The sequence below is a fragment of the Rhodococcus sp. MEB064 genome (assembly GCF_000834565.1).
Lineage (GTDB): Bacteria > Actinomycetota > Actinomycetes > Mycobacteriales > Mycobacteriaceae > Rhodococcoides.
The window spans coordinates 138,681-157,847 of sequence record NZ_JXQS01000074.1 but is presented as its reverse complement, the minus strand read 5'-3'; the positions used below and the strand labels follow the sequence as shown (position 1 = coordinate 157,847).

Genomic DNA, 19,167 nt, shown 5'->3' with positions numbered 1-19,167 from the left:
GGTTGCGTCAGGGCGACGAGCATCGGGTGCGCCTGGAGAAGGGTGTGGATCTGCTGATCGGGCTCGAGGCCATTTCGGAGCCCGATGATGCGGGGATGCGGACGGTGATGTGCATCCTCAACGGTCAGTTGCGGCCGGTGTCGGTGCGGGACCGGTCGATCTCGGCGGATGCGCCGACGACGGAGAAGGCGGACCGGTCCGATCCGTCGCATCTGGCGGCGCCGTTCGCCGGGGTCGTCACCCTCACGGTGACGGAGGGTCAGTCGGTGTCGGCGGGGGAGACCGTCGCGACGATCGAGGCGATGAAGATGGAAGCAGCCGTCACCGCACCGCGGGCGGGCACCGTCACCCGGATCGCACTGTCCGGTGTCGCCCAGGTCGAGGGCGGAGACCTGATCTGCGTCATCGCCGTCGGCGACACCACCGATCCATCCTGACAGGACCCTCGAATGAACCCAGACACCGATACATCAGATTCACGCGGGACCACCGCAATACCGCGACAAATCAACACTCAGCAGTTCTGCCGGGCATCGGTTCAGCTTCCGCCGCCTCGGACGCAGTACTGGCAGTGGCAGAGTCGAGCAGTATGTCGCTCGTACGACACGAACGTCTTCTATTTCGATGGTGCGCGATCGGAGCGCGAGACCAGTGTTCGTGCGGCAAAAAACCTGTGTCGGACATGTCCGGTGATCACCGAGTGCCTGGATCATGCTGTACGTACCCACGAGCCTCATGGAGTGTGGGGCGGTCTGACACCCACAGAGCGTGCACGAGTTATCGCTGGTTCGTAGCCGGGCGGTTGCCGAGCTGTCATCGCGGCGACCGACCGGAACACGGCCGTGACCTGAATGAACTCCTTACGCAGGGGAAACTTCTTTGACCGCCGTGGGTTACTCGAACAATTCCGTTAGGTCGGCGACCTCGGAGCACATGCCTTGCTCTGTCGCTGCGTCGCAGAAGTCCCTCAGCGCGCGAATGTTCTGGTCCAACCCATGAGCCCAGAGGTCGCTCGGGTTCGCGGCTCGGTGCATCTCGACGGATTGTCTACCCCAGAACCAGAGACTCCACGCCGGGTCGTTGTAGCGAGCGGCGGTGATGCGGCCGGCTTCCTCGAACATCGCGATCAACGACTGTGCAAGTTCGGGGTGCCGAGCTACCGCTGTTCTTCGTGCCACCAACACATGGACGATGGGGACGTAGCCTTGATCATCGAGAATTCGCCGCTCGATGTGTTCTGCTCGAGCCCCGTAGAGGCGGCGGCAGCTGCGCATGAATTCCGGGTCGTGGGGAAGGTGAGCCAACGCGAGCGCGTCGACCTCACCGTCGATCAGAGCGGAGTGCAGATCGACAGTGTCGAGCGGGGCTGTGTGCGGAGTGATCTGCGATGAATTGCCTATCGGGCTGGCCCAGGTGATGTCTCTCCACTCGACCCCCTCGGCAAGCCTCATATCGCGACGCGCGAGAACGCCCAACGCCATGTGAAATGCGGGCACGCCTACCGTGCCCGAGCGAAGGTCGGACCACGACGAGGCGGTGGAATCCGTGCGCACCCAGATATTGGAGAAGCTGAACATTCTGCGCGGAAAGATCGGCAGTGCAACCAGATCGTGCCGTGACTGGCGGTACATCAGGTAGCTCGACAGGGGTATCTCCGCGACGTCGAACTCTTTGTCCCGGAGGAATCGTTCATGACGGTCGCGCCCGTGCACGTGGGGCGTCGGCTGTCCTACCCACCTGATGTCGATCGACAGATTCTGCTCAGGGGGGTAGATCAGGTCGATCAAGGGTAGAAGTCGGTCGTACGGCTCCAATGCCACGGAAATGGAATCGATCACGTGACGTCCCCGGAGGTGAGCATGTGCGGAAGCGTACCTGTCGCATCGCCCCGAAAGGTGAACTGGCGCAGCAAGGCCGGTGTCCTTGTACCCGTACGAGGCATAGGACGACACCGGTAAGGCCAGTAGCGTCCTGCTGTATGACGAAACAACAGCCCGTTTCCGTTCGACATCGCGAATTGGCTAGAATGCGAACCCTTCGCGTCGCAGACGCAACGCTCACCTTCGTGCCCGACGGCTCGGCCTGGATAGATCCAGGCGTGTTGTTCCCGACATCCACCGATGTGGATTGGCAGGCGAAAGCTGAATACCTGGACGAGGCCGGGCAGTTGATCAATACACTGGGTGCGGTGCTCGTGCAGCGGGACGGTCGAGCTCTCCTGATCGACGCCGGACTCGGAACGGTCTCCACGTCGGCGTGGGGTGGACCGATCAAGGCCGTGGAGAGCGGTGAGATGTTGAACAATCTGGCACTCGCTGGGTGCCCTCTCGACAGCATCGAATCCGTTGCCATCACCCATCTCCATCACGATCACATCGGATGGGCCTGGCGTGATGCGCCGGGCAGCGATCACTCGGCCTTCAGTCACTGCTCGTACCTGGTCTCCGATACGGAATGGGCGGGCCGCGCACACGGTGGCGATCACGGCGTACATCCAGAGGCGCTGGACAAGCTGGAACCGAACGTCCGCACGTTCGCTGACGGCGAGGAGGTATTCCCCGGAGTACACGCTCGGGTCCGAGGTGGTCATACGTCCGGCCACACCACTTTCGTCATCACCGCCGGTGCTCATAGAATTGTGATTTTCGGCGACATATTCCTCACCTCGGCACAGATTTCCAATCCCGAGTGGTCGCTGACCATCGACCACGATCCCGACCTTGCCATCGCTGAGCGCCAACGACTACTCGACGAGCTCGCCACGCCGAACACCATCGGAGTCGGAGCTCATTTCGCCGACGTGGTTTTCGGCCGTATCGATATGGATGGCGGAGCAACCTGGGAACCGGTCGACGAAGTGTGATTCGTCGTCAGGACAATCGAATCGAATCAGTTCAGCGAACACCGCTGGACCAGATCAGTTGGACGAGCTCGGCGCGGTTGCGTACATCGGTCTTGGCGAAGATTCGTTTGAGGTGCTGCTTGACGGTGTTCTCGGAGATGAATGCACGCTCCGCAATCTGCTTCGATGTCAAGCCGTCGCTGACGAGGCGAGCAATTTCGCGCTCGCGTGTCGACAGCACGGAGAGGGCCGGTTGGTCTCCATGCACGCTGCCGGAAGAATGGTTGAGAACAGTGACCACCGCGCCGTGCCGCTCGTCCTGTAGCCAACTCTTCGCAACGACATGCCCCGTGCCATCAGCCATCCGCATACTTCCCGAATGAACGCGGCTCCCGGATTGCAACGCGTCGGCTGCGTCGTTCATCAACTCTGCTGCATGCTGGCGGCGATCGTCGGTACTGCTGTCGAGAATCTCGCGGGCAGCACGATTGGCATACAGGATTCCCGCACCGATATCGGAGACGACGATGCCTTCGGCGACGCGGTCGAGGGCGGACTCCATGGCTGCGCTGCGACGCTTGGTCAGCTCGAACCGCAATGCCCGTTCGATCGCAAGACTGAGCTGCTCGCCCAGCATGCGCGCGGAGCTGAGGTCGTCGGTGTCGAACTTGTCGTCGGCAGAAATTCGAGCGAAGTTGACCGTCCCGATGAGTTCGCCCGATACCAGCAGAGGGGCTTCCAAGGACTGCCTCAGGCCAGCTTCGGCCAGAACGGCGCACGCGCCGCTCCTGGCCCAGGTGGATCGCTCTGCTGCGCGGGTCGAGTCGGTGGGACGACGATGCGTTGCGACGAAATCGAGAACCGGGTCGTCGCTACGACCATGCTCTTCGTAGGACTGTAGGAAGTCGGATTCGGCATCGGACAGCACGTCGATCGGGGTCCTGTTCGCGCCGGGAAACCGATACAGCCCGACGACATCGGCCTTGATCACAGCCCCGGCCGTGGACAGGAAAGCCGCCCCGACATCTGCGAGCGAGAGGGCCGAATGCACGGCGTAGACGAACTGCTCGGCAACTGACCGGCTGTGAACCGCCATGAGAACCTCCACCGCAAAGTGATTCGTCGCACTACCTGTCGGCCAGCGTGTCCGAATCGTGCCACCTCGATCGCCGGTACGAGAGGGCTGCAGCGAAATCGAGTGCGGGTTGTACCCGATCGGGTGACGCCGGTCGAGTGTGTGGCGTAATGGGATGGGACGGTTGTCCTCCGAAGTGGGAACGTCCGAAGCGGGAACCTCCGAAGCGAATGGAAGACACTGTGGACAACATCGTCGTCGTGGGAGGCTCCGTCGCGGGCGTGCACGCGGTCGAGGCGGCCCGCGAACGCGGCTACCGAGGGTCGCTGACACTCATGGGCGCCGAATCGGAGATGCCGTACGATCGCCCGCCGCTGGTCGAGTCGTCGACCGGGGGCGGAAAGCCGATACAACATCTGCGCCCCGCAGCGTGGTACGACGCACACGACGTGACACTGCTACGAGACTGTCGGGCGATCGAACTCGACCCCGGCAACCGCGTCGTCCGTACCTCCAGCGGATTACCCGTTCCCTACGCTGGGCTGGTGATCGCTACCGGATCTCAGTCGCGTGGATTCGCGGCCGGGGGGGAGCATTTGTATTCGGTTCGTAGTCACGAGGATGCCGAGGCCTTGCGTGGACGCTTGACCGGGGTCGAGCACGTCGTGGTGATCGGAGCCGGCTTCCTCGGACTCGAGCTCACTGCGGGCTTGGCGCTCTCGGGTAGGCGAGTCACCGTGATCGAGGTGGCGCCAGCTCCGCTGGCGAGAGTGCTCGGTGACGCGGTCGGACGGTGGTTCTTGGGTCTTCACGAGCAGCATGGTGTCGACATCATGTGCAGCACGCTCGCTGTCGCGGTCGATGCGGTCGACGATCGGTACATCGTGCAACTCGCCGACGGCGAGTCGATCACGGCCGACCTCGTCGTCGCGGCCACCGGCGCCGAACCTGCCGTCGAGTGGCTACGCGGCAGCGGCCTCGATGTGACCGACGGCGTCGTGTGCAACGCGGCACTCGAGACAACCTTGACCGATGTCGTGGCGGCGGGAGATATCGCGCGGTGGTACAACCCGTTGTTCGACGAGTCGATGCGCGTGCAGCAGTGGACCAACGCAGTCGAGCAGGGACGACACGCCATGGCGTCCCTGCTCGGGTCGGACGAACCGTTCACGAGCGTGCCGTTTCTGGGGTCCGATCAGTACGACGCGCGCATGAGGTTCGTGGGGGTGAGCAACGCGGCCGATTCGGTACGGATCGAGCAACCATCGAGCGGGAGCCTGGTGGCCACCTACGCACGAGATGGCGTACAAGTCGGGGCGCTGTGTATCAATGCGACCGGCCAGCTCGCCCACCACGCGCAACGTATCAAGGAGCGCGCGCCCATGTGATGTCGCGGGTGGTGGGCGACGGCGAGAGTCGGCCTTATGCCTTGTGCCGGCCTGCGAGCGCTTCGAACTCGTCGGCTGTCATCACGTCGGCGTACTTGAAGTGCATCTCGGCCAAGTTGACACCTTGGCTAATTCGAGACCGATCGAAGCATGCGTCCTCGACGACGAACGTGGAGAACCCGTGCGAGTAGGAATCGATGACCGTGGCGCGGATACATCCCGATGTGGCACCGCCCACCACGATGACAGTGTCGATCTTGTTTCGAACGAGATACGACGCCAAGGGAGTATCGAAGAAGGCGCTGGCCTTTGGCTTGGCCAGGACAAGTTGGTCCTCCAATGGCGCCACAACGTCCGGAATATCCACCGCTCCAGGAAGATCCATCGTGGTGACCGCGTTCATGCGCTCGCCCTTGACCGTTCCCCCGAAAGCCCCACCTCCAGGTAGGCCGGTCGTGTACACGATCGGCCAGCCGGATTCGATTCCGAGGTCGATGATGCGCCGCATCTGCGGGATGGCGTTCCAGGCGGCCGGACCGCACGACGTCGGCCATTCGACCTGAGACTCGGCCAACGTCAGGCCCTGCTCTCCGGTGAAGGATTTCATCACGTCGACGACAAGGACGAGGGGACGCTGTCCGAACTCACTGTGCACCGTGAAGTAGTTCCCGTCGTAGACATTGGAACCGTCCTCTTCCGTGAACAGTTCGAGCCACCAACGACGCTGAGTAATTTCATTTTCCATGCTTTTCCTCGTCTCTGTTGTCCGGGTCATTCGATCAGTGCGAGCAGCAGGAATCGATCGCCGGCTGATCCGACTCGCGTTCTGCTGCCGCGGTGTTCATTCGGCATGCGCACGACGCCTCGATCGTGCTGTCTGCCGCGGCGACCGCCAGGTTCCGTTGCAAGGCAATCATCGATGCTTCCTCCGTGCGGCCCATCCTGGTCAACGCTTCGTGCAGACCGTGCAGGCTCCACACGTTGTTCGGATGCACCCGTGTACGCGGCAGAGAGCCGTCGAGTCCGAGGTCTGCCCGGTACACGGCGGCAGCCTGTTCCAGATGACCCTGCTCGAGAAGCAGGGCCCCATAGGCGTGCCGGACCGGTTGCAACCACGGCCGTGGATCGGAGTAGAGGAGGGCATCCTCCCGCTCGATGGCCTCTCGGAGGTGCGCATACGCTACGTCGTGGTTGCCCTTGCGGTACTCGAGTTCTCCATCGAGCATCGCGTCGGCGACCTGGAGAATGTCGATCTCACGATTCGGCAGGGTCATGCGTGAATTCGGAATCACGCTCAGCGCTGCTCGAAACTTTTCTCGGGTCTGCTCGGCTTCGGTTACCCGCCCGGTTGCGGAATAGGCAACACCTTTGGCGTAAAGAATCATTGCCGTCGTGACACAGTACAGCTCGGTGTCCTCCGGCAGTGAGAGGTCGATGATCTGGTCCCAGCGTCCGAAGCGGATCAACACGTGCGCGTACGTAGCGACATGGCTTTCCACCCAGTCGGCCATGGGTGGACTGGTGACCCTCAGCATCTCCTCCGGCAGGCAGTCGAGGAGTTTCTGCGAGGCTCCCCACGCCTCGTCGAAACTGCCGAGCATCATGGCGGCATATACCTTCACGTAGGTGTCATGCGCCCGGTACACGTGATAGAAGCTCCAGTCGTCGACGGTGGCGAGATACCGATCGTTAGCCGCTATAGCGTCGGTACCCGAGTCGACGCTGCGCCGGTAGTCACCGTTCGCAATGTCGATGTGTGTCGACATGTGAGCCATGTGCCCTGCATCGGGCATGCAACCGCGGAGACGGCTGGACGCGCGCGTTGCTATCTCCGGGGTCTGTGACATCTCCATCAGATGGATGTACAGATGATTGATCGCCGGGTGTGCGCGTCCTGCTTCAGTGTCCATGGCTCGTTCGAGAATGTTCCGAGCTTCGACAGTGCTTTGCCCGGTAGGTTCCCCGGTCGACACATGCCACAACCGCCGCGGGCTGACGCACATCACGGCCTCCACGAACAATGCGGCGATGTCGAGGTCATCCGGGAAAGCCTCATGCACCGTGCGCATGGCGTCCGCGTAGGCCAGATTCAGCGGTGCTCGTTCATCCGGTCCGAGACCCGACCGATAGCGAGGACGCAGCGCTTCGATCAGAGCACGCTCACCAGCAGTCGCGTTCTCCAGGTGTGATCGGGCGTCGTCGAGAGCGCGGAGGGATCGGTCCGTCATCGCCTCGTAATCAGCTGTGTCGAACAGTCGCCACGCCTTGTTGTAATTCGGACCCGAGGCGTAGGCGATCCCCCAATAGGCGATGGCGCACTCGGGATCCTCCACGACAGCACGTTGGAAGCAGCGGACGGCCTCCTCGAAATTGAACCCGAAGCACCACGCCAGACCGCGGTCGAACCACAGTTGAGCCGATTCTGAGGATGTGGTGACGTCGCGGGTGACGGCGCCCAGATCGAAATAACTATCCGCGGTCATGACAAGCTCCTTCGATCGACGAACATGACGGACTGTCGGTGCCTTTCACACAATCGTCAGCGTGACGTCGACGTTTCCGCGAGTCGCTTCGGCGTAGGGGCACGTTGCGTGTGCGGACTCGACGATCTTCTGGGCGAGGTCCTTGTCCAGACCCGGCAAATGGATCGCCAGACGGGCCTGTATGAAGAACCGGCCGTCGTAATTCCCTTCGGTGTTGCACAGGTCGATATCCGCGTCGATCGTGGAGTCGACCGGCATCGAGACGTTCATGCGGCGGCAGACCAGATCGATCGACAGCAGCATGCACGAGGACCATCCGGCTGCAAGCAATTGCTCGGGATTGGTACCTTTCCCGTGTCCGGGCGGTGATGTCTCGATACCGAGAGCGCCGTCGGTCGACCGGATCCGAGCAGCTGCTCCGCCCACCGCATGGGTAGTGGCCGTGTAGAGGATCTGCTCGGCCGGCGCGTTCGTCACGACTGCTCGCGCCCCGCGGGCACAGCGGCCACGAGGTCGATCTCTATCAGGAAGTCGGGATGGCCTAGGCGTGTCACGCCGATCATCGTGCTCGGCGGCCGAATCTCTCTGTCCCCGTAGTTCGGGAGTGGCTGGTCGGACCACGACGGGCCTCTGCCGTCCGCGGGCAGGCAGGCGAACATGCGGCGATAGACGACGTCGTCCCAGGTTGCCCCGGCGGCAGTGAGCTGAATCTCCAGAGCCTTCATGACGTGTAGGTACTGCGCCTCGAAATCGCCGGGTGCAACGCACGTGTAGTTCTCGTCTGTGGGAGTCTGTCCGGCGATGAAGATCAGCTTCATGTCGCCCTCGACCGTGGCAACCCGCTTGTACCCTGGATGCTTGAACAGCTCGTCCGGCTCGATATCGTGACGCTTCATGGGTGCCCTCTCGTTGACGGATTGATCTCCACGAGGCTATGGCCGGTTCGGGGCCGCAACTGTCACCCGATCGGGTCCTATCGATGTCCGTTCGACCGCGAGAGCCGTAGCGCGCGAACGTGATCTGACAGTGCGCTAGCGCAGGACATGGACTCCGACCAATGCGATCGATGCGACCCAGACGGTGGAGATCGCGGCAAGGATGAATGGGCGCGGGCCCACCTTGCGTAGGAGCGAGACCTGCACGCCCGTGCCCAGCGCGAACATCGCGGCCGTAAGGAGCGCCGTTTGAACGGTTTTCGTGACGGTGAGCGCTCCGTCGGGCAGCACACCCGTCGACCGAAGAGCGACGAAAGCGATGAAGGCCGTGACGAACAAGGGGACGAGCGGTGGCCGTGTGATCTCCGTGTCGCCGCCGATGCGGCGCTGACGAACGGCGAGTACCGCCATGATCGGCGCAAGGGTGAGGACGCGCGTGAGTTTGACTACCGTCGCAACGCCGAGAGCTGCGCCGCCGAGGGCTCCCGCAGCTGCGACTACCTGAGCCACCTCGTGAATCGAGCCACCTGCCCACAGGCCGGCGTCGTGGTCCGACAATTTCATCGCCCCTGACAGGAGAGGGACGACCGGGATCATCACGGTGCCGAAGATGACGACGAGGGCAACGGCGGTGACCACCTCTTCCTCGTCGGCATCGACCACCCCGTTCACCGCGGCCACCGCGGCGGCACCGCAGATCGAGAACCCGCATGCGATGAGCAGCCGTTGCGTCCAGCTCAGTCCGAGCAACTTGCCGACGAACATGGTCCCGACTATTCCCAGGACGACAATGGCCACGACGAGGGCGATCACTCCGGCACCGAGGTCGAGGATGTCGCTGAGGAGCAGCTGCAGCCCTAGCAATGCCACACCGATTCGTAGTAGCCGTTTGGATGCGAACTGCAGGCCCGGTCGAGTCGACGGTCGCAACGGCATGACGTTGGCAAAGAGTGCGCCTAGGGCGATCGCAACGAGCAGCGGACTTGCAGCAGTCACGAAGTGATTGGCAATCATGGCAATCACCGTTCCGGCCACGCACAGCCCGATGCCGGGTCGCACACTCGTGAGCACGTGTCGGAAGCGAACTGTCCGGCTGGTGGGGGCCTGGTGCGTGTCGACCGTCGGGGTGGCAAGGGGTTTGCTCATGAGTGCACTGTCCGCCGTGCGACGCCGCAGCGGTAGCGTCAATTCGGTATCAGGCCATATCGATCAGGCATGGCCGCCCGACGTCGAGCAGGCGCGGCCGTGTCTCGATGCCGATTGTCCCCAGTCGGGTGTTTCCTGACACAGGGGCGCGGTGGTTCACTCGTCCGATCATCCGATTCGAACCGCGGCCGGACATGGCCGATCGCTGTTGCGAACGTTCTGACGGTTCTGTCATCGAGAGGACACTTCATGCCGACACCCGAAGCCGATCCAATAACCCGTTACGTTTCTGAGCACGACTTCAAGATGACCATCGGCGGCAAATTCGTCGACGGCCGAGACGGCGAGGTTCGAGATGTCGTCGACCCGTCGACAGGCGCGACGCTGACCACCATTCCGGTGGCATCTGCTCGGGATGTCGGCGACGCGGTCACCGCTGCTCGCGCTGCACAGCCCGCATGGGAGGCGCTCGGAGTCAGCGGCCGCAGCGAGTGCTTCTCACACTTCGCAGATCTCGTGCAGGAGAACCGCGAGCGACTGGCGATGCTCGACGCGATCGACTGCGGCAATCCCGTCGGAGCGATGCGCGCGGATATCGATCAGTGCGCCAGTTACCTGGACGGGTGGCCGGCGCTCGCCAAAGGGCTGACCGGGGACGTCATCCCCTCGAGCCCGGACCATCTGCATTACACCTCGCATCGGCCGTTCGGAGTGGTCGGACGCATCACGGCATTCAACCATCCCGCGATGTTCGGGATCACGCGACCATTGCCGTCGTTGATCACCGGAAATACTCTCGTGATGAAGCCGTCCGATGAGACATCGCTGTCCACACTGGCTTTGGGTGAGCTTTTCGACCAGGCATTCCCGCCCGGTGTCGTCAACATCGTCACCGGCGGCCCCGCGACGGGTGATGCGCTCGTCACCCATCCGGATGTCAAACGACTTGCTTTCACCGGCTCGGTCGGTACCGGACTCCGTATTCAAGGCCGCGGTGCCGAATCGGGCTACGTCAAGCAGATCTCGCTCGAACTCGGTGGCAAGAATGCGATGGTCGTCTTCCCGGATTACGACGTGGACCTTGCGGTCGACGGAGCCCTGTTCGGCATGAACCTGAACGTATGCCAGGGACAAGCATGCGGTTCGAATTCTCGAGTCATGGTGCACGCCAGGATCTACGACGAATTCGTCAACCGTCTTGCAGACAAGCTGAGTAGGTACCGCGTCGGGGTCGCGTACGACGAGTCCACCGACGTCGGACCGGTGGTCAGCAAGGCGCACTGGAATCGCGTCTCGGGATACATCGAAGCCGGCGTCGAGGACGGTGCGACGCTCGTTCGCGGAGGGGACCGACCCGGCGGCCTACCGGAGTTCGGCAACTTCCTCGAACCGGCGCTCTTCGCCGACGTGACACCGAAGATGCGGATCGGTCGGGAGGAGATATTCGGTCCGGTCGTCTCCATCTTCCGGTGGGACGATTACGACACCATGCTTGCCGACGCAAACGGCCTCGATCTCGGTCTCACGGCCAGTGTGTGGACCAATGACCTAGCGATCGCGCACAGGACTGCCGATGCGCTGGATGCTGGGTACGTCTGGATCAACGACTCCACCCGCCATTTCTTCGGAACCCCGTTCGGCGGTTCGAAAAACAGCTCACTCGGCCGTGAGGAGTCCAAGGACGAGATGCTGTCGTACCTCGAATACAAAGTTGTTCACACCCGGCTCGGCGATGCGAAGGCGTCGTTGAATCGACTTCTGTCCTGAGACCCTGAAAGTACCCAGCGGGGTTACATTCCGCCCCCGCGTGGATCTTTAGAGTCATGTGGGCAAGCGCAGATTCGCTCCGCCTGCAGTCATCGGAATCAGTCACTCCCCGACGTGATCGATGATCCGCACTGGCTTCTCTCGATCGACAAGGAAGCAGAACATGATCTCGACCGTCACGTCGTCCCCGCAAGATGGAACGCGCCAGCTGGTCTCGGAACCTGAGACCAGCCGTGCGTGGTGGTTTCTCGGTGCTTTGATAATTGTCCGCAACCCGGAGAACTCGCCGCGCACGCCGGCCGTGATCGATATGACATTCCCGCCGGGGGGATTCGCGCCTCTGCACATGCACGCCGAAATCGACGACAATTTCCTGATGCTCGAAGGCGAGTTCGCCGTGCGCTCCGGGGACGACACGTTCCTCGCCCGCGCCGGAAGCTTTGTATCACTGCCGCACGGCGTCGCCTACACCACCCGAGTTGTCGGTTCGACGAATGCCCGAATGGTGGTTATACACAACGAAGACAACTTCGTATCGCTACTGGAGTCGATCGCCGTGCCGGCAACCGAACTTCGACTGCCCCGTGAGGGTGAGGAGAACATCGACATGAGCAAGCTGATGCAACTATGTGAGGAACTTCGAATGCCGGTGATGGGACCTCCCATGGACGAAGACGAGGCGCAGGCTATCGCTCAGCGCGACGCACAGGTGTCGGCATGAGTGCCGCAGTGATGTCGGAAGGGCTCGCCGACCTGGAAGCGGAGTTGACGGGCGCGCTGATGGTTCGCGGCGCACCTGGTTTCGAGGCTGAGGTGGCCACGTTCAATAGTTCGCTTCTGCATACCCCGTTGATCATCGTCTGCGCCGAAACTGTTGCGGACGTGCAGGCGGCAGTGCGATACGCCACCAAGTACGGCGTTCAGCTCGGCGTGCACGCCACCGGTCACGGTTACACCTCGTTCACCGACGGTCTCATGGTCAGCGTCCGCCGGTTGAACTCCATGACGCTCGACGTCGAGGGACACCTGGTGACCGTAGGCGCCGGTGTCCGCTGGCGCGAGGTGCTGGAGGCGTCTGCCCCGCACGGTCTCTCACCGCTCGCCGGTTCGTCCACCGATGTCGGAGTGGTCGGATACTTGTTGGGCAGCGGAATCGCGATAACCGGACGGGCCTTCGGCTTCGGTACCGACAGGGTCATAGCTCTCGAAATGGTCACCTTGGACGGCGAGTTTCGAAAAGTGGATGCGATCACCGAGCCGGATCTGTTCTGGGGTCTTCGCGGTGGCGGTGGCAACCTCGGCATCGTCACGTCGGTGACGTTCGAACTGGTCGAGCTCGCGTCCTTCTACGGAGGTGGAATCTATTTCGACGGAACACACGTCCGCGACGTTCTCAGCGCGTACGCGTCCTGGACGACAACGCTCGTCGAAGAGATGTGCACGTCGCTGGCACTGGTGTGGCTTCCGCCGGACCCCTCCCTTCCCGAGCCGCTACGGGGCAAATTGGTTGCACATTTGCGGGTGGTGTATCTCGGCAGCGAGTCCGACGGAGACGAGATCCTCGCACCGATGCGTGCGTCGGGTCCGGTGCTCCTGGACAGCGTGACCCAGATGGCAGTGACCGCGATGGACGACGTTCATGGCGATCCGCCGAGCGCAATCCCGTTCTACGCGCGTGGGACCTTGTTCGGTGACATCAACGACGACACGATCGACGCAATGCTGTCCGTAGTCGGACCCGACGTAGCAGTACCGATGCTGATGTGGGACCTCCGTCATCAAGGAGGGGCCTTCTCCCGCGAGCCGGCCGTGCCCAACGCGATCTGTGGCCGCGACGCTGCGTTCAACTGGCAGGTTGTGGGTCTGGCAACGCCGGAGTGTGTCGATGCCGTTCAACTCGTAGTGGATCAGTCGATCACCGCCACCGAGCCGTGGAGCACCGGACACACACTCGTCAACCTGCATGGCGCAGTGAAAGACGATGTAGACCGCGCGCGAGCGTTCGACAGCGCCGGCTACGACCGGATGGTCGAATTGGTTCGTAGGTACGACCCGCAGGGACTGTTGCGCCACGGGCACAGCATCGCCCGGTCGGTCGGACAAAGTCGGTAGGGGCGCGATGCCCACGATCTCTGTGGCGGTCGAACCTTACGACCGCCACCTGCCGCTGGTCGACAGGGACTGGACAGCGACCGACGGTTCGACTTTCGACGTCCAATTCGTCGGTCAACTCGCCGATCACGGACGGGGCAAGTCTCGTCATGAGCGAATGCTCCAAGGCCTGGAATTCGACGTCGCCGAGTTGTCGCTGTCCAGCTTTCTGATTCAGCGTCAGAAGCGAACCGACCTCGTCGGTCTGCCGATCTTTCCGAGAAGAATGTTCAGCTTTTCCAATGTGTGGGTGTCACGGCGGTCTTCGGCCGGTGCGTGGTCCGACCTCCGCTCCGGCACGATCGGAGTTCCTGTCTTCCAGATGTCGCTTGCAGTCGTCGCTCGAGACGATATGGAACGCGTCGAGGACATTCCGTGGACGGACTTCACCTGGGCAACTGCCGGCGACGAGCCCATGCCCATTGCGGCAACTGCGCAACGATTAACGTCGGTGTCGTTGTCGGAAGCACTGGAGAACGGTGAGGTCGATGCGATCATTACCCCCGAGATTCCTCAGGGCGAGGACTTTGCGCGTAAATTCCGCAGGCTGTACGGAAGCCGGGCACAGGAGATCGAGTTCGAGCAGCTTCGAACAAGGAATTACGCTCCGATAGTGCACATATTGGCGGCGCGGGCAGAGGTCGTGGAACAACACCCCTCGCTCGCGGTCGATGTGGCGCGAATGTTCGCGGATTCGTACCGAATTGCCATGGAGCGCTACGACGATCCTGCGTGGGCCATGCAATTCTGGACCAGGCTGGAGGTCGAGCGACAGCGAGATGCCGTGGTCGGCGACACCTGGGCGCATGGCCTCGAACCCAACCGGGCAGCGCTCCGGGATTTCTGTGATGCGGCGGCACATCAAGGACTGATCGCACCCGTTGCCGAGGTGGACGAACTGTTCCGGCGCTGATCGAGAGCTTGGTCCATCAGCAATGGGTCAATCCTCCAACGGGGTCAACTCTCTTTGCGCCCAGGCAAGTTGGATTAATTCGGCGCGGCTGTGGACGTCGACTTTTGCAAAGATGCGCTTGAGGTGCTGCTTCACCGTGTTGGTGGTGATGAAGCTGAGTTCGGCAATCTGACTGGTGCTCATTCCTTTCGCGACAAGCTCGACGATCTGTTGCTCCCGCGGCGACAGCACATTCCACGTGGGGAGAGACACCTCACCTCGGCCGCCACCGAACACCAGCGTCACAGCGGCGTCGTGTGAGCCTGGCAACCGGTAAGACTTGGTGATCAATTGCTTACCGGTTCCGGGTGTCCGCGCGCTGCTGGTGTGCACGAGAGTGCCCTTGGTCCGAAGTGCTTCCATCGCGCCCGCGAGCAGGCTGTTCACCGGGCTGTCGGGGTTCGGAGCGTCATTCGTTTCCAGCGCTCGCGCCGCCCGGTTCCGGAAGAGGACATGGCTACTCATATCGGTGAGCAGGACTGGCTGGGGGATACGATCAAGCGCCCGTTCGAACATGTCGGCGCGTTGCTTCATGGCCTCGAATCGCACAGCACGTTCGACCGCACGGCCCAGCTGCCCACAGATGAACGAGGCCGCCGCGAGGTCGTCCTCGGTGAACACAACGTTCTTTCCGGTGCGCGCAAAATTGATCGTTCCGAACAACGTGCCCGCAACGATGATCGGTGCTTCCAGAACGTGTCGGTAGTCGTCGATGGCCATGGCGGCGCGGGCTCCGCTCGCGTCCCAGGGAGTATCCGCGTCCAGGCGCGACGAATCGATCGGCTGTCTGTTCTCGATGACGAAGTCGAGCACAGGATCGTCCGCGCGTCCGTACTCCTCGTAGTCGGCAAGAAACCGCAGTCGCTTGGCCGGGTACACAGTGAGCACTCGGTTTCCGGAGGCGTTCAGTCGATACAGCCCGTGACCGTCGGACGGAATCAGTTGCTCTCCGACGAGCATGAAGGCATCGGTAACTTCTTGCAGCGTGAGCGCTGACTGCAGCGAATCCAGGTAGTGCGCTCGAAGATTCGCGATTTCGATCGCATCCAACGTTGACCATCCTGAAGATGTCGATTGCGCGAACAAAAAGCGACGACGATGTCGATCGGCGAAATCTACCACCGGATCGGACGTTGCGGTGGGTTTCTCGGCGAATTCTCGCCATTCCGCACGCCGGTCAGGCAACACCGTGCGCGTCGAGAAGGATGCGGGCAGTGCGTTCGGCCGTCGATGCGCTGTCGGGCGCACGATCGAGATACGCGCTGACGACGGCGCCGTCGTAGAGCTGGGCCAGAGCAGCCGCGAGGTCCGGAGCGGCTCGATCGATCGCCGGCTCGAGGATTCGTGTGAACAGCGCAGGCAGCCACGTGCGGTCGTAGGCGATGGCCGCCTGGACGGTCGCGTCTGCGGGGAACTCGGCCGACGCATTGACGAAGGGGCACCCGCGAAAACCGGGTTCGGCGAAGAAGTCGCCGAAAACGTCGAAGGCACTCATCACGCGCGCTGCTGGTGACCGATCACCGTGCTCGACAGCGCTGGTCACCCGGTGTCGGGCTGCATCGCTGCGAGCGTAGAGGTAAGCGGCGACCAGGTGTTCCTTGGTGCGGAAGTGGGCATACATGGTCGATTTCGCGACGTTGCTCTCGTCCAGAATTCGGTCGATTCCCACGGCCCTGATGCCGTTCGTGTAAAACAGTTCGCTTGCGGTCGCCAGCAGTCGCTCGGATGCCGACGGGCGCGTTCGAAGTCCACTCATCGCTCCAGTATCGAACAGACAGATCTGTTCGACAAATGAAGTCGGCTGTGCGAAGCTTCTCCAGACAGACCTGTCTGTACGACTCAAGGAGAAAAATGACTCGGATCGATCTCATCGAACTCTCGAACGCATCGGGCGCAGCGGCCGAGCAGCTGGCAGCCGCGAAGAAGAAGCTGGGCGGGTTGCCCAACTTCGCCAAGGCTATGGCCAACAGTCCGGCCACGTTGAAGGCGTATCTGAGCATGTACGGAGCGCTGCAGGAAGGTGTGCTTTCGGCAGGTACGAAAGAGCGGATCGCGCTTGCAGTGGCCGAGTTCAACGGTTGCAACTACTGCGTGTCCGCGCATGTCGAACTTGCTCGAAGCCTCGTCAAACTCAGTGACGACGACGTGGACGCTGCCCGCCGCGGCACCAGCAGCGATCCGAAAGAAGCCGCGTTGGTCGGTCTTGCAGTCGAAGCGGCTCGTAGCCGGGGACATCTCGGAGCCGACTCCATTGCCGACGCTCGATCTGCCGGCGTGACCGACGAGGAGATGGTCGAGGTGATCGGCAACGTGATCTTCAGCAGCTTGACCAACTACCTCAACGAAGCCTTCGACGTCGACATCGACTGGCCGGTGGCACCGGCCCTCCAGGCTGTCAGCCAGTAGCACCGCACGCTGGATGTAGACGCGGCCATGCCCGAAAGGGCATGGCCGCGTTCTTGTTTCCGCACGAGTGTGCGTTCGAAGGGTGGGTCGGGGCAGGGCAGCGCGGCTCCGCCGAACTGCAATGTGACCCGAACGGGTAATTACGGTCCGGGTCATCCGTACATACGCTGGTCTGCAGGCGTTCGACCCGATCCGCAGCGTCACATATCCGAGGAGATGCAATGGGACCCTTAGTAGTACGGAAATTTGTCTCGCACGTGGAAGAGATCAGATCAGTGGCCGGTCGTGCGGATGACGGTGGACCCGTCAAGAAAGTCGCAGTGTGCGCCGTCGTACGCAATCCGTTCGCCGGTCTCGGATATGTCGAGGACCTCTCCGAGATCGTCGACGCGTCTGCTCAGCTCGCTACCGAACTCGGTGAGAGGGCAATGCAACTTCTCGGCGAGGTCCCCGAAAGCTATGGCAAGGCAGGTCTAGTGGGTTCGGCCGGCGAACAAGAACATATCAATGCCGCAGTCACCTCGATCTTCGGTCATGCTCTCCGCGGTGCGATCGGTGGAGGGGCAGCGTGGATCACATCAGTGACGAAGCCCGCAGGGGTCGACGCTGTTATCGACGTTCCTCTGGCTTTCAAGGACGACGTATGGGTCCGCAGCCACTATGACGCTGTCACGGTGCGCGTTCCGGACGCCCCGCACCCCGACGAACTGGTCGTGATTGCGGCGCTCTCGAACCGTGGTCGCATCAACGCTCGAGTGGGCGGCATGAGTCGCGCCGAGTTCCTGGAAAAGCAGAAGTGATGTCGGATATTGCGATTGTCAATGTGGGAACGATTCTCTCGGGCGACTTCGAAAGTCCCCTCGTCACCGGCGCCGACACAATCCTCGTTTCGGACGGCATGATCGAGGCGATCGGAACGCAGACCGAGTTGCAGGACAGGGTCGACTCCGCCGCGACGAGAGTCGACGCCAACGGCACGACTGTTGCCCCCGGCCTGATCGATTCGCATTGCCATGTCGTTCTCGGTGACTACACCCCGAGGCAGAAGACGGTCGACTTCCTGGCCAGTTACGTTCACGGCGGAATCACCAGCGTGGTCTCTCCCGGTGAGATCCACGCCCAGGGTCGCCCTCACGATGCTGTCGGCGTCAAAGCGCTTGCCATCGCCGCCATGTCGTGCTTTCGCAACTTTCATCCAGGTGGAATGACGGTGCACGCCGGGGCTGTCGTTCTCGAACCGACTTTGACCAGGAAGGACTTCGCCGAGCTGCAATCCGTCGGTGTGCATCTAGCGAAGTTCGGCTTCGGGCTCTACGAAGATCCCGCTGACGGCTACGACCAGGTTCGGTGGGCGCAGGAGCATGGAATCACGGTGATGTGTCACTCCGGTGGTGCCAGCATCCCCGGGAGCAAGCCGATCACGCCCGAGCATCTGCTGTATTTGGCGCCCGACGTGTGTGGGCACATCAACGGCGGGCCGACATCGCTGGATGCGGCCGGTGTCGATAAGATCATCGACGAAACAGAGATGGCACTACAGCTCGTTCAGGCAGGAAACCTCCAGTCGTCGTTGCGCATCTTGCGCAAAGCTCACGATGACGGAAAGTTCGGCCGCATCGTGATCGGATCGGATACGCCCACCGGAACCGGAGTGATGCCATTGGGCGTCATCAAGACAGTGGCCGAATTGTCCTCCTTCTCGGAGATGGACCCCGCCATGATCTGGGCGGGCGCCACCGGCAACAACGCCACGACGTGGGATCTCCCAGCAGGCTTCGTTCGAGTCGGCGCGGCAGCTGACCTGATCATCATGGACGCGCCGTGGGGCTCCACCCGAGACGACGCAGTCGGTGCACTGAGCATCGGTGATATTCCCGGAATCACGATGGTGATCACCGCGGGGATCATTCGGAATCTGACCAGTCGGAACACTCCCCGTGCGGCGCGACTTCCTACGCTCGATCCAGAGATGCCGCACCTGGCGTCCGCTGGTCACTGACGACACCGATAGCACGAAAAAGA

At 62.2% G+C, this 19,167-nt stretch carries 20 protein-coding genes; 11 read left to right on the top strand and 9 right to left on the bottom strand.

The features are described 5' to 3' along the window. Positions 1-437, top strand: a 437-nt coding sequence (locus RU01_RS21815) for a biotin/lipoyl-containing protein (protein WP_331386549.1), incomplete at its 5' end; no start/stop codon positions are given. A 12-nt stretch (positions 438-449) separates the two neighbouring features. After that, positions 450-794 (top strand): WhiB family transcriptional regulator, encoded by a 345-nt coding sequence (locus RU01_RS22670; protein WP_082043324.1) that lies wholly within the window; start codon positions 450-452, stop codon positions 792-794. A 99-nt stretch (positions 795-893) separates the two neighbouring features. On the opposite strand, the gene RU01_RS21805 is transcribed toward RU01_RS22670, so the two are convergent. Further along, positions 894-1,838: a hypothetical protein gene (locus RU01_RS21805; protein WP_042576654.1), complete on the bottom strand. Its 945-nt coding sequence runs from the start codon at positions 1,836-1,838 to the stop codon at positions 894-896. Between the two features lie 260 nt (positions 1,839-2,098). On the opposite strand from RU01_RS21805, the gene RU01_RS21800 reads away from it, so the two are divergent. Then, on the top strand, positions 2,099-2,863 hold the full coding sequence (locus tag RU01_RS21800) for an MBL fold metallo-hydrolase (protein ID WP_197074861.1): 765 nt from the start codon (positions 2,099-2,101) through the stop codon (positions 2,861-2,863). Positions 2,864-2,894: 31 nt separating this feature from the next. Here RU01_RS21800 and RU01_RS22325 read toward each other — a convergent pair whose 3' ends face one another. Next, positions 2,895-3,938, bottom strand: coding sequence for a LuxR C-terminal-related transcriptional regulator (locus RU01_RS22325; protein ID WP_156149042.1), 1,044 nt, complete (start codon positions 3,936-3,938; stop codon positions 2,895-2,897). A 209-nt stretch (positions 3,939-4,147) separates the two neighbouring features. Between RU01_RS22325 and RU01_RS21790 the strand changes: the two genes are divergently transcribed. Next, positions 4,148-5,305 (top strand): NAD(P)/FAD-dependent oxidoreductase, encoded by a 1,158-nt coding sequence (locus tag RU01_RS21790; protein ID WP_042576652.1) that lies wholly within the window; start codon positions 4,148-4,150, stop codon positions 5,303-5,305. Positions 5,306-5,339: 34 nt separating this feature from the next. Here the strand turns inward: RU01_RS21790 and RU01_RS21785 are convergent, their stop codons facing one another. From RU01_RS21785 to RU01_RS21765, 5 genes are all read right to left on the bottom strand, one after another. Then, positions 5,340-6,050: an isochorismatase family protein gene (locus RU01_RS21785; protein ID WP_052493423.1), complete on the bottom strand. Its 711-nt coding sequence runs from the start codon at positions 6,048-6,050 to the stop codon at positions 5,340-5,342. Between the two features lie 34 nt (positions 6,051-6,084). Next, a complete protein-coding gene (locus RU01_RS21780) occupies positions 6,085-7,788 on the bottom strand; it encodes a tetratricopeptide repeat protein (RefSeq protein WP_042576651.1) in 1,704 nt (567 codons plus the stop codon). 45 nt (positions 7,789-7,833) lie between these two features. Beyond that, positions 7,834-8,265, bottom strand: a complete 432-nt coding sequence (locus RU01_RS21775) for an Ohr family peroxiredoxin (protein ID WP_042576650.1) — start codon at positions 8,263-8,265, stop codon at positions 7,834-7,836. After that, the gene (locus tag RU01_RS21770) at positions 8,262-8,684 is read right to left on the bottom strand and encodes a RidA family protein (RefSeq protein ID WP_042576649.1); all 423 of its coding nucleotides are present in this window, start codon (positions 8,682-8,684) and stop codon (positions 8,262-8,264) included. The genes RU01_RS21775 and RU01_RS21770 overlap by 4 nt, the downstream gene beginning before the upstream one ends. Positions 8,685-8,819: 135 nt before the next feature. Further along, a complete protein-coding gene (locus tag RU01_RS21765) occupies positions 8,820-9,869 on the bottom strand; it encodes a YeiH family protein (RefSeq protein ID WP_042576707.1) in 1,050 nt (349 codons plus the stop codon). Between the two features lie 249 nt (positions 9,870-10,118). Between RU01_RS21765 and RU01_RS21760 the strand changes: the two genes are divergently transcribed. The 4 genes from RU01_RS21760 (at position 10,119) to RU01_RS21745 (ending at position 14,700) form a co-directional block, all read left to right on the top strand. After that, positions 10,119-11,636, top strand: coding sequence for an aldehyde dehydrogenase family protein (locus tag RU01_RS21760; RefSeq protein ID WP_197074860.1), 1,518 nt, complete (start codon positions 10,119-10,121; stop codon positions 11,634-11,636). A 163-nt stretch (positions 11,637-11,799) separates the two neighbouring features. Further along, positions 11,800-12,357, top strand: a complete 558-nt coding sequence (locus RU01_RS21755) for a cupin domain-containing protein (protein ID WP_042576647.1) — start codon at positions 11,800-11,802, stop codon at positions 12,355-12,357. Continuing rightward, positions 12,354-13,748, top strand: a complete 1,395-nt coding sequence (locus RU01_RS21750) for an FAD-binding oxidoreductase (RefSeq protein WP_082043318.1) — start codon at positions 12,354-12,356, stop codon at positions 13,746-13,748. Before RU01_RS21755 ends, RU01_RS21750 begins: the two co-directional genes overlap by 4 nt. Positions 13,749-13,755: 7 nt before the next feature. After that, positions 13,756-14,700, top strand: coding sequence for a hypothetical protein (locus RU01_RS21745; RefSeq protein WP_042576645.1), 945 nt, complete (start codon positions 13,756-13,758; stop codon positions 14,698-14,700). A gap of 27 nt (positions 14,701-14,727) precedes the next feature. Here the strand turns inward: RU01_RS21745 and RU01_RS21740 are convergent, their stop codons facing one another. Both RU01_RS21740 and RU01_RS21735 read right to left on the bottom strand, forming a co-directional pair. After that, on the bottom strand, positions 14,728-15,987 hold the full coding sequence (locus RU01_RS21740) for a LuxR C-terminal-related transcriptional regulator (protein ID WP_197074859.1): 1,260 nt from the start codon (positions 15,985-15,987) through the stop codon (positions 14,728-14,730). After that, complete coding sequence (locus RU01_RS21735) at positions 15,917-16,495, bottom strand: TetR/AcrR family transcriptional regulator (protein ID WP_042576643.1); 579 nt, start codon at positions 16,493-16,495, stop codon at positions 15,917-15,919. The genes RU01_RS21740 and RU01_RS21735 overlap by 71 nt, the downstream gene beginning before the upstream one ends. Positions 16,496-16,590: 95 nt before the next feature. Between RU01_RS21735 and RU01_RS21730 the strand changes: the two genes are divergently transcribed. From RU01_RS21730 to RU01_RS21720, 3 genes are all read left to right on the top strand, one after another. After that, the gene (locus RU01_RS21730) at positions 16,591-17,145 is read left to right on the top strand and encodes a carboxymuconolactone decarboxylase family protein (RefSeq protein ID WP_042576642.1); all 555 of its coding nucleotides are present in this window, start codon (positions 16,591-16,593) and stop codon (positions 17,143-17,145) included. Between the two features lie 221 nt (positions 17,146-17,366). Next, positions 17,367-17,945 carry an amino acid synthesis family protein gene (locus RU01_RS21725; RefSeq protein WP_042576641.1) on the top strand — a complete coding sequence of 193 codons (579 nt, stop codon included), beginning with the start codon at positions 17,367-17,369 and terminating at the stop codon, positions 17,943-17,945. A 23-nt stretch (positions 17,946-17,968) separates the two neighbouring features. Then, positions 17,969-19,144 carry an amidohydrolase family protein gene (locus RU01_RS21720; RefSeq protein ID WP_197074857.1) on the top strand — a complete coding sequence of 392 codons (1,176 nt, stop codon included), beginning with the start codon at positions 17,969-17,971 and terminating at the stop codon, positions 19,142-19,144. The last annotated feature ends 23 nt before the right edge of the window (positions 19,145-19,167 follow it).

Coding starts and splice junctions, on each gene's coding strand:
- RU01_RS22670 (WP_082043324.1), top strand. CDS start 450: ATGAACCCAGACACCGATACATCAGATTCACGCGGGACCACCGCAATA.
- RU01_RS22325 (WP_156149042.1), bottom strand. CDS start 3,938: ATGGCGGTTCACAGCCGGTCAGTTGCCGAGCAGTTCGTCTACGCCGTG.
- RU01_RS21790 (WP_042576652.1), top strand. CDS start 4,148: ATGGAAGACACTGTGGACAACATCGTCGTCGTGGGAGGCTCCGTCGCG.
- RU01_RS21785 (WP_052493423.1), bottom strand. CDS start 6,050: ATGGAAAATGAAATTACTCAGCGTCGTTGGTGGCTCGAACTGTTCACG.
- RU01_RS21780 (WP_042576651.1), bottom strand. CDS start 7,788: ATGACCGCGGATAGTTATTTCGATCTGGGCGCCGTCACCCGCGACGTC.
- RU01_RS21770 (WP_042576649.1), bottom strand. CDS start 8,684: ATGAAGCGTCACGATATCGAGCCGGACGAGCTGTTCAAGCATCCAGGG.
- RU01_RS21765 (WP_042576707.1), bottom strand. CDS start 9,869: ATGAGCAAACCCCTTGCCACCCCGACGGTCGACACGCACCAGGCCCCC.
- RU01_RS21760 (WP_197074860.1), top strand. CDS start 10,119: ATGCCGACACCCGAAGCCGATCCAATAACCCGTTACGTTTCTGAGCAC.
- RU01_RS21755 (WP_042576647.1), top strand. CDS start 11,800: ATGATCTCGACCGTCACGTCGTCCCCGCAAGATGGAACGCGCCAGCTG.
- RU01_RS21750 (WP_082043318.1), top strand. CDS start 12,354: ATGAGTGCCGCAGTGATGTCGGAAGGGCTCGCCGACCTGGAAGCGGAG.
- RU01_RS21745 (WP_042576645.1), top strand. CDS start 13,756: ATGCCCACGATCTCTGTGGCGGTCGAACCTTACGACCGCCACCTGCCG.
- RU01_RS21735 (WP_042576643.1), bottom strand. CDS start 16,495: ATGAGTGGACTTCGAACGCGCCCGTCGGCATCCGAGCGACTGCTGGCG.
- RU01_RS21730 (WP_042576642.1), top strand. CDS start 16,591: ATGACTCGGATCGATCTCATCGAACTCTCGAACGCATCGGGCGCAGCG.
- RU01_RS21725 (WP_042576641.1), top strand. CDS start 17,367: ATGGGACCCTTAGTAGTACGGAAATTTGTCTCGCACGTGGAAGAGATC.